11 protein-coding genes are annotated in these 12741 nt (G+C 62.5%); 5 read left to right on the forward strand and 6 right to left on the reverse strand.

All coding sequences use genetic code 11. The features are described 5' to 3' along the window. Window positions 1–69: 69 nt before the first annotated feature. Both BPHYT_RS30885 and BPHYT_RS30890 read left to right on the forward strand, forming a co-directional pair. A complete protein-coding gene (locus BPHYT_RS30885) occupies window positions 70–378 on the forward strand; it encodes a death domain-containing protein (RefSeq protein WP_012428066.1) in 309 nt (102 codons plus the stop codon). Window positions 379–406: 28 nt separating this feature from the next. Beyond that, complete coding sequence (locus tag BPHYT_RS30890) at window positions 407–1279, forward strand: transposase (protein ID WP_012428067.1); 873 nt, start codon at window positions 407–409, stop codon at window positions 1277–1279. A gap of 50 nt (window positions 1280–1329) precedes the next feature. Here the strand turns inward: BPHYT_RS30890 and BPHYT_RS30895 are convergent, their stop codons facing one another. The 5 genes from BPHYT_RS30895 to BPHYT_RS30915 all read right to left on the reverse strand — a co-directional run bounded on the left by BPHYT_RS30895 (window position 1330) and on the right by BPHYT_RS30915 (window position 6929). Then, entirely contained in the window at window positions 1330–1539 is a 210-nt protein-coding gene (locus tag BPHYT_RS30895) for a hypothetical protein (RefSeq protein WP_012428068.1), read from the reverse strand. A 417-nt stretch (window positions 1540–1956) separates the two neighbouring features. Continuing rightward, on the reverse strand, window positions 1957–2589 hold the full coding sequence (locus tag BPHYT_RS30900) for a response regulator (protein WP_012428070.1): 633 nt from the start codon (window positions 2587–2589) through the stop codon (window positions 1957–1959). Beyond that, the gene (locus BPHYT_RS30905) at window positions 2567–4228 is read right to left on the reverse strand and encodes a response regulator (protein WP_012428071.1); all 1662 of its coding nucleotides are present in this window, start codon (window positions 4226–4228) and stop codon (window positions 2567–2569) included. Before BPHYT_RS30905 ends, BPHYT_RS30900 begins: the two co-directional genes overlap by 23 nt. After that, window positions 4225–6390, reverse strand: coding sequence for an ATP-binding protein (locus tag BPHYT_RS30910; protein WP_012428072.1), 2166 nt, complete (start codon window positions 6388–6390; stop codon window positions 4225–4227). The genes BPHYT_RS30905 and BPHYT_RS30910 overlap by 4 nt, the downstream gene beginning before the upstream one ends. 197 nt (window positions 6391–6587) lie before the next feature. Continuing rightward, window positions 6588–6929 carry a hypothetical protein gene (locus BPHYT_RS30915; protein ID WP_012428073.1) on the reverse strand — a complete coding sequence of 114 codons (342 nt, stop codon included), beginning with the start codon at window positions 6927–6929 and terminating at the stop codon, window positions 6588–6590. Window positions 6930–7184: 255 nt separating this feature from the next. On the opposite strand from BPHYT_RS30915, the gene BPHYT_RS30920 reads away from it, so the two are divergent. Both BPHYT_RS30920 and BPHYT_RS30925 read left to right on the forward strand, forming a co-directional pair. Continuing rightward, window positions 7185–8066, forward strand: a complete 882-nt coding sequence (locus BPHYT_RS30920) for a hypothetical protein (RefSeq protein WP_012428074.1) — start codon at window positions 7185–7187, stop codon at window positions 8064–8066. Window positions 8067–8262: 196 nt separating this feature from the next. Beyond that, window positions 8263–8760, forward strand: coding sequence for a hypothetical protein (locus BPHYT_RS30925; protein ID WP_012428075.1), 498 nt, complete (start codon window positions 8263–8265; stop codon window positions 8758–8760). A gap of 23 nt (window positions 8761–8783) precedes the next feature. On the opposite strand, the gene BPHYT_RS30930 is transcribed toward BPHYT_RS30925, so the two are convergent. Beyond that, window positions 8784–10931 carry a sensor histidine kinase gene (locus tag BPHYT_RS30930; RefSeq protein WP_085966761.1) on the reverse strand — a complete coding sequence of 716 codons (2148 nt, stop codon included), beginning with the start codon at window positions 10929–10931 and terminating at the stop codon, window positions 8784–8786. Window positions 10932–11414: 483 nt separating this feature from the next. Between BPHYT_RS30930 and BPHYT_RS30935 the strand changes: the two genes are divergently transcribed. After that, complete coding sequence (locus BPHYT_RS30935) at window positions 11415–12734, forward strand: MFS transporter (RefSeq protein ID WP_012428077.1); 1320 nt, start codon at window positions 11415–11417, stop codon at window positions 12732–12734. Window positions 12735–12741 lie beyond the last annotated feature (7 nt).

The raw sequence follows: 12741 nt of genomic DNA on the forward strand, positions 1-12741 counted from the left end.
TCTCCTGACAGCCTTGCGAAAACTGGCCGCATACGATGAACGCATGCCGATCGTCATCCGAGTGCTGCCATGGTTCCGTATCTGTCTGAAAGAGAAAACTCGATCGAGCACGTCAACGCGACGTGCTTACGCCTCTTCGACAGGTGGTGCGAAACCAGAAGCGTCGTGCCGCTGACGTATCTGCTAAGAGCCTGGCCGATGATGAACGGCGACCCCGAGACCCTCCGGCGTCTCGCAACCGCGTTGCGCGAGATCAGACGGCAACATCTGCACGACTCTAACGACACCGCCTTTCAGGAAATCTGCGAGCTATCGGATTGTGTCGAGGATCTGCTGGCCCTTTCATCCCTGCCAACGTGGCTGACGAGCGGCTGGTAGCGCGAGCGGCGACAGCCGCGCCTGCGCAATGCAATGGGTAGAGGAAGACAGCGTGCATTTCAACGAAATCAGTGACGAAGAGTGGCTGCTGCTCGCGCCCGTCCTCGCGGATCCCCCGATTGTTCACCGCCAGCGCGGCCGGCCACGCGCATCGGTTCGCGTGGTGGCGAATGCCGTGCTATGGGTACTCACAACCGGCGATTCCTGGTCCATGTTGCCGAGCCACTACCCGTCGGCGCCGACGTGCCGGCACCGCTTCGAGGCGTGGCGTTCGAGCGGCGCTCTCGCGCAGATGTACCAGATCCTTTCGAGCAGCGGCCGCAAGCTTCGGTGCGGTCCGCAACTGACACTGCAACGCCGGGACGCCCTAACGCGCGGCATCGATCGCCAGACTCGGGACGAAGGTTGTCGCCGGGTGTTCTGGAGAGACCAGGCGTCGTGGCAGGCGCCGCGCGAAACATGGCAGTCGCCCCAAACGGCGGATACGTTCAAGGATATCGCGCGCGAACTTCCGAATCCCGCCAACTCCGCGTATGCCTTACCCGAGCGCGTCGAAGCCCGCGCGCCGGTGACACCCCTCCATTCCGTGCATCGAATCGAGTCGCCGTGGATGGGCCTCGCATCGAAAGGCCTCACCGAATCCGACCCGCGCGGCTACGTCATCTACATCGCCGCCGATCGGCTGGCGAACGCCCGTTTCCGCGGATGGGCCGAGATCGTGCGCGATGATCGGCGAGTTGCGCGCTCAGGGCTGATCGGTCCGAGCTTCAAGAACCGCGAGACGGCACGGCAATACGCGCTCGAATGGGCGCGGCGGTGGATCGACGAAAAAAGCGGTGAAGACGGCGGCGCCGCCGAACTGAACAGCGGCGTCCGGCAGCAAAAGACGCGCTCGGGGTGAGCAGCGCATCGACGCGGCGGATGCCCCGGCGCGTCGATGCCTCCGCCGCGTCAATGCACCACGCCGAAAATCGCGTTGACGCCCTCCGCGGGCGTCAGGCCCACGTCGAAGTAACCTTCCAGCCTCAAAGCGGTCGCGTCGTCGAGTATGAAAGGCGGCCGGATGAAGCCGGTCGCGAACGCGTGGTCGTACCAATCGCTCAACCACGCGCGCAATTCGGTTTCGTGGCCCGACAGCGTCCCAAGGTTGTCTGCGTTCATCGATAATCTCCTTTGTCCGGCGTCGTTCATATCAACCCACGAGCGGCTCAAAGCTCATTCTGCACAGGTTCTTTGCCGGCGGGAATACGTGCCAGGTACCGTCGTCGTGCCGGAAGAAGAACAGCAGGATCGGACCGTCCGGACGCCTGATTTCGACGCATACCCGGCAAGTCCGACCGTCCGGCGAACCATGCAGCGTAAGCACGCGGACCGGCAGCGTGCCTGCCGTTGCCAATAATTTCTCGCGCAGTCCGCGTAGTGAGCTTTTCGTCGCATTCACATCTGCCCCCGCACTTCAGGTTCCCATTTGACAATCGTGGAACAACGGCGAGGATTCATCAGTCAGCAGCGCCGGATTGTTGATTCGGGAAATGCTGCTTCGAGCCTCAGGATATCCCTAAAGGCTCCGTCACCCTTTCACTCCGTCACCAGACCGTGCCTGACCGCATACCGGATCAGCTCGGCGTTGTTGTTGAGGCCGAGCTTTTGCATGAGACGCATCTTGTGGGTGCTGATGGTCTTGGCGCTGAGCGAACACGATTCGGCAATCTCGTTGATGCTTTGACCGGCCGCCAGCATCTGTAATACCTGAAATTCACGGTCGGATAACACCTCATGCGGCGGCGCATCGCCGGAATGCGTTTCGAAGACCATGGCGTCGACCAGTTTGGGGTCGATGAATCGCCCGCCTCCCGCCAATTTACGGATCGCCGCGAGCAGCACGTCCGGGTCGCTGTCTTTCGTTACGTAACCAGTCGCGCCGGCGCGCAGCGCGCGCGACACGACTTGCGCCTCGTTGTGGATACTGAGCACGAGAATCGGCAAGGGAGGCTGCTCGGCGCGTACGCGCCGGATCAGATCGACTCCGCTGATGCCGGGCATGGTCATGTCCAGCAGCACGAGGTCGAAGCGCCTCGCGCGCAGCCGGTCGAGCACTTCCGAACCTTGCGCGGCTTCGGCGGCGACGACGATATCCGTGGTCGTCGCGATAATCTGTTTCAGGCCGCCACGCACCACGGCGTGGTCGTCAGCAATCAGGACGTCGATCATTTTCTGCCCCGCCTGTAAGCGGAATGTGAATGGAAATAGCGGTGCCCATGCCCTGCGCACTGTCAATTGTCATCGCGCCGCCGATCAGGCGCGCGCGCTCCTGCATGCCGAGCAGTCCATAGGAATAACCCGTGCGCGCCATGCCGGGATCGAAACCACAGCCGTCGTCGCTCACGTGAAGGTCGAGCGCCGCCGCCGTGCTGGTCAGCGTCACGTCAGCCCGCGTGGCATGCGCGTGGCGCCCGACATTGGTGAGCGAAGCCTGAACAATACGAAACACGGCGGTGGCACAAGCTTCCGGCAGCACCGGTTCGCCTCCGTTGATATGCAACTGGCAAGGAATGCCGTGGCGTCGAATGAAGTCCTCCACGAGCCACTCCAATGCGGACACGACCCCAAAGTTCAGCGCCACCGGCCGCAGATGGTTCGCGACATTGCAGACCATCCAGATCGTCTTTTCGACGAGTTCGCGCATGTCGTCGGCTTTGCGCATCGCGTCCGGATCCTTGCCGAGGCGCATCTTCAGCAGCGATACGTCCATCTTCAACGCGGTCAGCAACTGGCCGAGTTCATCGTGAATCTCCATGGCGATGCGCTTGCGCTCTTCCTCGCGAATCGCCTCCATATACGCGGACAACTCGCGCAACTGATTGCGCGATTCGAACAGCTCCTGCTCGATGCGCTTGCGCGATGTGATGTCGCTGAGACCCACGTAGATCGCCGGAGCATCGCCGAAAGTCGCCACGCGCGCGGTCGCTATGGCCCAGAACGGCGAACCGTCCACGCGCCGCATGTGGACTTCGCTATTGTTGAAACTGCCCTCGGCGCGCAGATGCGATACGAGCCGGTCACGATCGGCGGGGTCGATATAGAAGTCGACAATGTTGGTCAGCGTGCGCATGCCGGTATCGAGACCGAATAGCTCTCGCAGTGGCTCATTCACGTACAGGATGACGCCTTCGGGCATCGACGTGATGCACAGCGGGATCGGGCTGGTTTCGACAATCGTGCGAAAGCGCGCTTCGCTCGCCTGCAAGTTCGCTTCCGCACGGCGGCGCTCGTCGATCTGGGCGGACAGCCGCGTGTTCGACTCCGCGAGTTGCCGCGTGCGCTGCTCGACCTGCTGTTCCAGCGCATCGCGCGCGCTCGACAGTTCCGTCTCGGCCTGCTGGCGCACCGCGACCTCTTTAAGAAGCAGGCGGTTCTGCACGATGAGCTGCCTGTGCATCACGCGCAAGGCGAGATGCGTTTCGATGCGCGCCATCATTTCGTTGACGCGCACAGGCTTGGCCACGTAATCGACGCCGCCGGCCGAGAAACCCTCCACCATGTCTTCCGCGCCCGTCAGCGACGTCATGAAGATCACCGTGATATCGCGCGTGCGCGCGTCGGCCTTGAGTCGCCGGCAGGTCTCGAAGCCGTCGATGCCAGGCATTTTCACGTCGAGCAGGATCAGGTCCGGCTGGGAAAACAGCGCGCGTTCGAGCGCCTCTTCGCCGTCGAGCGCAACGAGTACCCGAAAGCCGCGGTCCGTCAGGCTCTCCACGACCACGCCGAAATTCGCCGGCGTGTCATCCGCAATCAGGATGGTCGGCCGTTCGCCGGCCTCCACGCTGGCCTCCACATTTGGCTCGTTCATGGCTTGGGCTCGACATTCAGATGTCGCTCAACCAGATGGAGAATGGCTTTCGACTGGTAGTCGCGAGCGAGCGCGCAGAGTTGCGTGGTGAACGAGCGATAACGTGAATCGCCCGCCGCCACGCTCTCGGCCCAGACGATAATCTCATGCATGTCGCCAAGGCGGGCAAGATGATGCAGTTCTTCCATCTGTTGCCGAGGCACGGCCGCAAGACCGATTTCGGGAGTCGCCGCGCGAGTGAATGGGGGCGGCGACGCATGGGTCCACTTCAGCCCGAGCAACGTAGCAATCTGTGTCAGCAGCGCTTCGAGGTCGACCGGTTTGGACAGAAAGGCATTGGCGCCCGCCTCGATGCTCATCGCCCGGTTGACCCCGGATGGGCTGGCGGACATGGCCACGATGGGAACATCGGCGAACGCTTGCGATCGACGCAGGTTACGCGTCAGGTCGAAGCCGTTCATCTCGGGCATCACGATGTCCGTGAGAATCAGCGCCGGCCGTTCGCGCTGCGCCTTCTCCAATGCCTCGCGACCGTTTTCCGCCTCGACGGTATCGAAGCCGAGACGCCCCAGCAGATCCACGACGATCGCGCGATTGATCTCGACATCGTCGACAACCAGCACCTTCCTGCGCGGCCCTTCATAGCCCGTCGCCGTGGACGACAGCGGCGCCGGGACCGCCGTCTTGCGCAACACGGGCGTCACGCTCGCTGCCGGCAGTTCGAAGCGGAAAGTACTGCCCTGCCCGATCCGGCTTTCCACCTCGATCTCGCCACCCATCGCACGCACGAATTCGCGGCTGATGGCCAGACCGAGACCCGCCCCGCCGGCTCGCCGCTCGGCCGCGCCCAGCTGCTCGAACGGCTCGAAGATCGTATTCAACTGATCGTGACCAATGCCGATCCCCGTGTCGCGCACTTCGAAACGAACGCGGTTCGACTCGGACCTCGAGATATGCAGGGTGACGCAACCCGAATCGGTGAACTTCACGGCGTTGGCAAGCAGGTTGAGCATGACCTGCCGCAGGCGCCGCTCATCGGCACGCACGCCGACGGGGGCATCCCCAGTGATTTCGCAGATGAAGTCGAGGCGCTTCTGCTCCGCTTTCACGTCGATGATGTCGCGAATGACATCGACGAACCCCGCCAGCGGCACGTCGCCGATTTCCACACGCAGCTTGCCCGCTTCGATCCTCGCGAAATCGAGCGTGTCTTCGATCAGTGTCAGCAGATGTTCGCCACTATGGCGGATGGACGACGCGCGTTCGCGCTGCCGCTCGCTCAATGCGGCATCGCGTTCGAGGATCTGGGCGTAGCCGAGAATGCCATTGAGCGGCGTGCGCAGCTCATGACTCATGTTCGCCAGGAATTCGCCTTTGGCCCGGTTGGCCGCTTCCGCCAGATTGCGTGCTTCGCGTTCGGCCGCCGTGTCCTGCTCGTCGCGGTACGCGCAGTACAGCCGCGCGCCCATCGCATTGAATGCGGCCGCCACGCGATCCAGTTCGTCCGGCTCGCGCCGTTTGCACCGCTGGAGACTGAACGGCCGGGGCGGTTCACGGAAATCGTAGCTCTCCACCGTGCGCGCGATGGCGGCGACATGCCGCATCACGAGACGGGACAGAATGTAGACGATGAACAGCGAGATCAGAAAGGTGTTGGCGGCCTGAGTGACGAGGATCATCACCGCGGTACGCGTCAGGTCATGATAAAGGTCGAGCAGCGTCGCCTCGACGTAGAGCTTGCCGATCTCGCGCTCCTTGCCCTGCACGCTGTAGGAGAGCGGGAATTCGCGGGCGATGACGGGACCGGCCGAGCGCCGCCCGGCACTCACATAGGCCGATTGCCCCTCTTTGCCTGTCTCGCGAATTTCCACGGCACGAATGTCGGCAAGACGCAGAATGCCGTTCAACTCAAGTCGCAGTTGCGAACCGTCGAGGCGCCAGAGCGCCTCCGCGAGACTGTCGCGATTGCTGCGGTCGATGTCCGTCAGGCGATTTTCAATCTGCTCCACGCCCCGGTAGTAGTCGCCGTAAAGCTGCAATCCGGTCAACAACACGGTGACGACGCAACTGACCAGCAGCACGGTCACGAGAAGCCGCGATACAAGGCTGCTCCTGAAGCTGCCGATCAAACTCCACCATGCGTCGAACAGGTTGTGCTTCATACATCCCCGCGAGTGCTACGGTTCTTGTTTCGTCTATTCTGCACTCGTTGCCGCCGGGCGGCTCAGACCAATCGGTCGCCGCATCGGCAGGGTGGCGATTTAACGTTTGCCTTCCCCGGCCAGCCAGTCACTCTTATTTCCTGGACTGTGCCGGCGCTCATTCCGGATGAACGCGTTCCGGCGCATCCGACGTGAATCTACATGACGTACAGGCTCGGCTCGATAGGCGGAGACTCGTTGATCGCGCGCGGCAGGCAGATTCGCGGATACAGCAGAATCTCATCGATGCATGACGTCAGCTCGCCGAGGATCGGCCGCACGCGGCCGCCGAGCGCGTCGGGGTTCGATATCCTCAGTTCGCGCAATCCGTCCGACAATTTTTTCACTGACGCGTATCCCCAATCCGGCAACGGCCAGCAGTGCAACAGATAGCTGAGCGGTATGACGCTTCGGCTTTCACACCAGATGTCGAACAGGCGCTCGCACGCGGTGTTGAGGGATTCGACCGCGACTTCGCGGCTTTCTGAATGACCGTTCATAACGGGTCCGCTGATATAGACGATTTCGATAGTCCATCGTAGGGAGGCCGCTTGCGTCACACAGTCAGGAAGCCCGGAAAAATGCACTTCCGATCTGCTGAATATGCCGTCAGGAAATCCTGAATGGTCCTGACAAAGGGATTACACGGTTTGTCAGCACTGGCAAGACGTGGCACGATAAAACACCGATCGGGCGAGAACCTGTGCGGACAAGCGCCGGTTTGAGCGCCTTACTGCTGTTTCGGGAAACTATCCATGCATCGCAGGCGCTTTGTTCTGGCCGCGCTGAGTGCGGTGGGCAGCACGCTTCACGCGCGTGCCGCCCCTGCCGACCCTCCCGTCCACTTCGAGATCGTCTATCCTCGCATCCGGCCTACGCGCGACGTGCAAGTCGCGTTTGCGCTCGCCGTGCTGGATCTGGCCATGAAAACGGCCAACGCCTCGTACACGTTGCGATCGGCCGACATCGAAATGGAACGCGGCCGCGCGCTTGCCGAACTGGCCGGCGCCGACAATATGATCAATCTGCACTGGACGAGCATGGAGGCGCAAGCCGAGCGCGGCCGGAACGTCGTGCGGATTCCGATACACCGTGGGCTGATTGGCCACCGGGTGTTCATCATCCGGAAAGAACGGCAAGCCGATTTCGACAAGGTGGCGCGCTTCTCCGATCTCAAAGCGTTCATGTGCGGTCAGGGGCTCGGCTGGATCGATACGAAAATCCTGAGAGCAGCCGGCCTGAACGTCCAGACCTCGACCTATGACACGATGTTCGAGATGACCCAAGGCGGTCGCGTCGACTTTTTTCCGCGCGGCGTGGTGGAAGCATTTGCCGAACTCGACGGACGCCGGCAGTTGGAGCCTGATCTCGTGGTCGAGAACCGCCTGCTGCTGAAGTACCGATCGGATTTCATTTTCTATGTGGCAGCGGGCCATGAAGCACTGGCACAGACCATTGAAGCGGGGCTCGTCGCCGCGTATCGCAATGGCGCATATATGAGGCTGTTCAACACCCATCATTACATTCAGGATGCGCTCGCGCGCGCGGATATCGCATCCCGGTTGATCTTCACGCTCGACAACCCCTTCCTTTCCGAAGCGGACCGGAGGATTCCAGACGAGTACTGGATGAGCTGAGGCCGCCGGCGGCGGCTTTCCTCCGTTGGCAAAACGGGCAATGCCTGGGCCAAAATCAGGAAATCCTGACATCAAGCTGCATTGGGCGCCGCCGTTTACATGGAAAGGCGGCGCCAATCCCCCGGCGCGACGTCGTTTCAAATGCAAGCGGGATCATTCATCGCCACTCACGAACCCTACACATGGACATCGACAGGTGAAGCCGCAGACGTTCGTCCTACAGGCGCGGCTGTGCGATCGCGCCACGGCGCTCAAGACGCGCATGGCCCAGGCGCATGACAAAGCGAAGCAACTAGTCGAGCGCGCCGAGGGCTGCCTCGCGGTGCTGGATCACGTGCGGCAGGGCACGTCCACCGCGGCCGACATCTCACTCGCGGACGATGCAGGTCCGCTCATCGAGGCGCTGCATCGCGCGGAAAGCGACTGGCACAATCAGTTGCAGATGTTGAAAGCGCTGCTGACCGAACTCATGCATCAAAGTCAAAGCAACCGCGGCGAGATCGAGTCGCTCGCCGCGCTTGCGTTTCGCTTGCAGGCGACTCCTGAAGCGTTCGCCGCCGCCGAGCGCGCCGCCGAAGCGCATCAGTCCCACTTTGAGGAACTCGACGCGCAACTGGAAACGGCGCGCACATGGTTCGAACGCTTCGATATGCAGATCAACGCGATTGTCGCCCATTTGCGGAAGTCGCCTTGAAGGTTCAAGCAGGTTCCCGACTGCTATGAAGCGTCGTCGACCGGTATGCACACGGTGATCGACGTGCCGCTGCCCGGCGCGCTGCACACCGAAATCTCGCCGCCCAACATCAGTACGCGTTCCCTCATGCCCACCAGCCCGAACGACTTCATCCGCGCCGCCATCGAATCGAAGCCGCAGCCGTCGTCGCTGATTTCGAGGACCCAGCAGCGTCCGGTCTGTTCGAGCGAAATCGTGACCTGGGTCGCCGCAGCGTGACGCGCGACATTCGTTAGCGCCTCCTGCACGATGCGAAACAGTGCGATTGCCCGCGCCTCGTCGAGCACCAGATTATCGTCAGGAATCCGTAGATGGCAGGCCACCCGGCCGTCGCGCGAGAATTCGGCGGCCAGCCACTCCAGCGCGGCGACGATGCCGGCATCGATTGCGGCGGGACGCAGCGATGCAACCACATTGCGGACCACCTGCATGGTGTCGTCCGCAAGCGCCAGCAGGTCCCGGAATCGTCCGGCGAGCGCCGGATCGTCCTGCGCGAACTCGATCCGCATGGCCGATACACCAAGCCGCAGCGCCGTCAGTTGCTGGCCCAGTTCGTCGTGCATCTCGCGGGCAATGCGCTTGCGCTCTTCCTCACGCGCGGTTTCGCGCAACGACGTCAACTCCTGCAACAGCGCATACGATTCGCGCAAACGGAGTTCGACTTCCATCCGCTCGGTGATGTCGGTCCAGATCGTCAGCGCACCGCGTATATCGCCGTTCGCGCCGTGCTCGGGTACCGCGCTAACGTGCCAGCCCACTGGTTTGCCGTTCTTCTCCGACGTGAGGTCCACCTTCGCGCCGATACCGCTTGCCATCACCTGCTCCAGCGTGGCGGTGATCATCCGCAACTCGGGCATTACACTGTCCGATAGCTCGGCAGGCGCTTTATCGATGGCGTCCGCTGCGCGCATCCCGTTGACCTGTTCGAACCGCGGATTGACGTAGCTATAGCGACAGTTGCGGTCGTAGCGAACGATCATCTCCGGCGCGTTTTCGGTCAGCGTGCGAAACAGTTGCTCACTGCGCTTGAGTTCGTCGATGTCGCGGCAGATGGCGAGCACGGTGGCGACCTGGCCGTCGGCGGCAAACTCCGGCACCATCCGCATGTGCCCCCAGCGCACCTCGCCGTTGGCGTTACGGAACCGCACTTCGTCCATGCGCTCCGTGCCCGTCTCGACGACGCGCTGGAGCTGGTCCCTATACCTCGGCACATCGACCACTGGCGACTCGTCCACGCTTTCCGTGCCCATGGCTTCGTCAGCCACCGGCGGCAGGATCGCGCGCAGCGCCGGATTGGCGTAGATGCGCCGGCACTCGCGGTCGAAGCGCGCAATGTAGTCCGGTGAATGCTCGACCAGCGCCCGGAATGCCTGCCCGCTCGCATGCAAACGCTCTTCCGCCTTCTTGCGTTCGGTGATGTCGCGCCCCAGCGCCAGCACGCTCGTGATCTCGTCATGCAGCCCGCGCTCCGCGAGAATGCGAACGTGGTGATAGCTCACGTCATCCCCGCCGTCGCGCAACGTGAGTTCGTGCGTGCGTTCCGCGCCCGTTTCGAGCGTGGCCGCCAGCGCATTCTGATAGGCGACGAACTGGGGATCGGCGGTGTGTTCGGTCGGCGTCGCACCGAGCATTTCGTGCAGGGGTCGGCGCAGTATCGCGGCCAGTCCGGAGTTGGCATAAACCAGCCGGCAGTCGAGGTCATAGCGGCAAATGATATCGGGCGTGCTTTCCGCGAGGCGGCGGAATTGCGCCTCGAGTTCCAGTTGCGCGATCAGGAGCTGCTCGGTGCGCTTGCGCTCCGTAATATCGCGCACGAGCGCGAGGTTATACGGTTGGCCCTCGTACTCGAAATAGCTCACGCTAATTTCCACCGGCAAGGTCGTGCCGTCCTCGCGGCGCTGCCTCGACTCGATCATCATCGAGCCGTTCTCGCGCAGCTCTTTCCAGACGTCGCGCCACCGTTCAAAGTTCCACTCGGGATCGACATCCATCACGCGCATTCGCAGCAACTGCGCCTGACTGTATCCGAGCGAGCGGCAGGCCGCCTCGTTGACGTAGATGAAGCATGCATTCTGGTCGATCAGATAGGCAGCATCGCTGACCAGGGCGAGCGCGCAGCTCTTCAGGTGCATGAGCGTATCTGGCTCGGCCGCGGGGAGCTCGAGGCGCCCATCATCCTGCCGGGTCGCGGCTGCCGGTGCCTTGCGTGGGTCACCGCTGATCTCTTTCATTGAATTCCGCGCGTGTCGGGTGAGAAGTTGCGTGTCGTCGTCGATAAACGGCCCCGTCCGCCTGTATCGTGGGCAAGGCAGACAACTTATTCGATAAGCATAGCCGGAAAGCGCCGGCTAAATATTCGGTCTGGCGCCAGGCGAAGGAGCGCTCAGCCGACGCTTCGCTTTCAACAACGTGGCATTCGTCGCTAATCACCGGGGTTTACCCTTCAAGGCATCGCTATCGCTTGCAATCTCTTCGAAGAAAGGCACAGAATGTAAGCGCTATCATTTGGATATGTAAAGCAAAACTGCTAGTAAAAACCCCATGATTCGCGCAAAGTGCCGTTAAATGTAAGCGCTAACATCGGTGACAGAACGAAACATTCGGAGACAACGATCATGAGCGCAACACCGAGCCTCGAGCAGGCGCCACCGAGAATCCGCCGCGCCCAGATCGTGGCGCTCACGCTGCTGATGGTGAGCGGCATCGTCAACTATCTGGACCGCGGCACGCTCGCAGTTGCCAATCCGCTGATCCGTCACGATCTCGGCCTGTCGCTTGGAGAAATGGGGCTGCTGCTTTCCGCGTTCTCGTGGAGTTACGCGCTCTTCCAGTTGCCGGTGGGCGGTCTCGTCGACCGCATCGGGCCGCGCAAGCTGCTCGGCATCGGCCTGATCGTGTGGTCGCTCGCGCAGGCGTCGGGCGGATTCGTCTCGACCTTCGGCTGGTTCATCCTCGCGCGGATCGTGCTCGGCATCGGCGAGGCGCCGCAGTTTCCGTCGGCGGCCCGGGTGGTCAGCAACTGGTTTCCGCTGCGCGCGCGCGGCAAGCCGACCGGCATTTTCAACTCGGCGTCGCCGCTCGGCACGGCGCTCGCACCGCTGTGTCTGTCGGTTCTCGTGGTGCAGTTTCACTGGCGCTGGGCCTTCATCGTGACCGGCGTGGTCGGTCTCGTCGTGGCGCTCGTGTGGCTCGCGGTGTACCGCGACCCCGTCAAGGCCACCATGACCGAAGCCGAACGGCACTATCTCGAAGGCGACGACGCGGACCGCAAGCCGGCCCCCACGGTCACCTTTGCCGAATGGCGCTCGCTGTTTTCGCACGGCACCACGTGGGGCATGCTGATCGGTTTCTTCGGCTCGGTGTATCTGAACTGGGTGTACCTCACGTGGCTGCCTGGCTATCTGACGATGGAACGCCACATGAGCCTGATGCACACGGGCGTCGCGGCATCGATACCGTTCTTCTGCGGCTTTCTGGGCTCGCTGACGGCCGGCTGGTTCTCCGATCTCATCACGAGCCGCAGCACGAGCCCGGTCGCGAGCCGCCGCAATGCGGTGGTGATCGCGATGCTCGGCATGGTCGCGTTCACGATTCCCGCAGCGCTCGTCGAAAGCAACACGATCGCGATCGTGTGCATCTCGGTGGTGATCTTTCTGGCGAATGCCGCATCCGCGAGTTCATGGGCGCTCGCCACTGCCGCCGCGCCGCCGAACCGCGTCGGCTCGCTCGGCGCGATTCAGAACTTCGGCGGTTTTCTGGGCGGCGCGCTCGCCCCGATCCTGACGGGCTATATCGCGCAGAGCTGGTCGTTCGTCCCCGCGCTGCTGACGGCCGCGGGCATCGCGTTTATCGGCGCGATGAGCTACCTCCTGCTGGTGCGCAAGCCGATCGAAGACCCGTCCACCCCAACCGAACCCGTGCGAGCGCCCGCGTGAAACGCGC

The organism is Paraburkholderia phytofirmans PsJN (genome assembly GCF_000020125.1).
In the GTDB taxonomy this organism is placed as follows: Bacteria; Pseudomonadota; Gammaproteobacteria; order Burkholderiales; family Burkholderiaceae; genus Paraburkholderia; species Paraburkholderia phytofirmans.

What these genes read in the sequence shown, in the direction of transcription:
- BPHYT_RS30910 (WP_012428072.1), bottom strand. Translation starts at nt 6,390, where the DNA reads ATGAAGCACAACCTGTTCGACGCATGGTGGAGTTTGATCGGCAGCTTC.
- BPHYT_RS30935 (WP_012428077.1), top strand. Translation starts at nt 11,415, where the DNA reads ATGAGCGCAACACCGAGCCTCGAGCAGGCGCCACCGAGAATCCGCCGC.
- BPHYT_RS30895 (WP_012428068.1), bottom strand. Translation starts at nt 1,539, where the DNA reads ATGAACGCAGACAACCTTGGGACGCTGTCGGGCCACGAAACCGAATTG.
- BPHYT_RS30900 (WP_012428070.1), bottom strand. Translation starts at nt 2,589, where the DNA reads ATGATCGACGTCCTGATTGCTGACGACCACGCCGTGGTGCGTGGCGGC.
- BPHYT_RS30885 (WP_012428066.1), top strand. Translation starts at nt 70, where the DNA reads ATGGTTCCGTATCTGTCTGAAAGAGAAAACTCGATCGAGCACGTCAAC.
- BPHYT_RS30905 (WP_012428071.1), bottom strand. Translation starts at nt 4,228, where the DNA reads ATGAACGAGCCAAATGTGGAGGCCAGCGTGGAGGCCGGCGAACGGCCG.
- BPHYT_RS30890 (WP_012428067.1), top strand. Translation starts at nt 407, where the DNA reads ATGCAATGGGTAGAGGAAGACAGCGTGCATTTCAACGAAATCAGTGAC.
- BPHYT_RS30930 (WP_085966761.1), bottom strand. Translation starts at nt 10,931, where the DNA reads ATGCACCTGAAGAGCTGCGCGCTCGCCCTGGTCAGCGATGCTGCCTAT.
- BPHYT_RS30920 (WP_012428074.1), top strand. Translation starts at nt 7,185, where the DNA reads ATGCATCGCAGGCGCTTTGTTCTGGCCGCGCTGAGTGCGGTGGGCAGC.
- BPHYT_RS30915 (WP_012428073.1), bottom strand. Translation starts at nt 6,929, where the DNA reads ATGAACGGTCATTCAGAAAGCCGCGAAGTCGCGGTCGAATCCCTCAAC.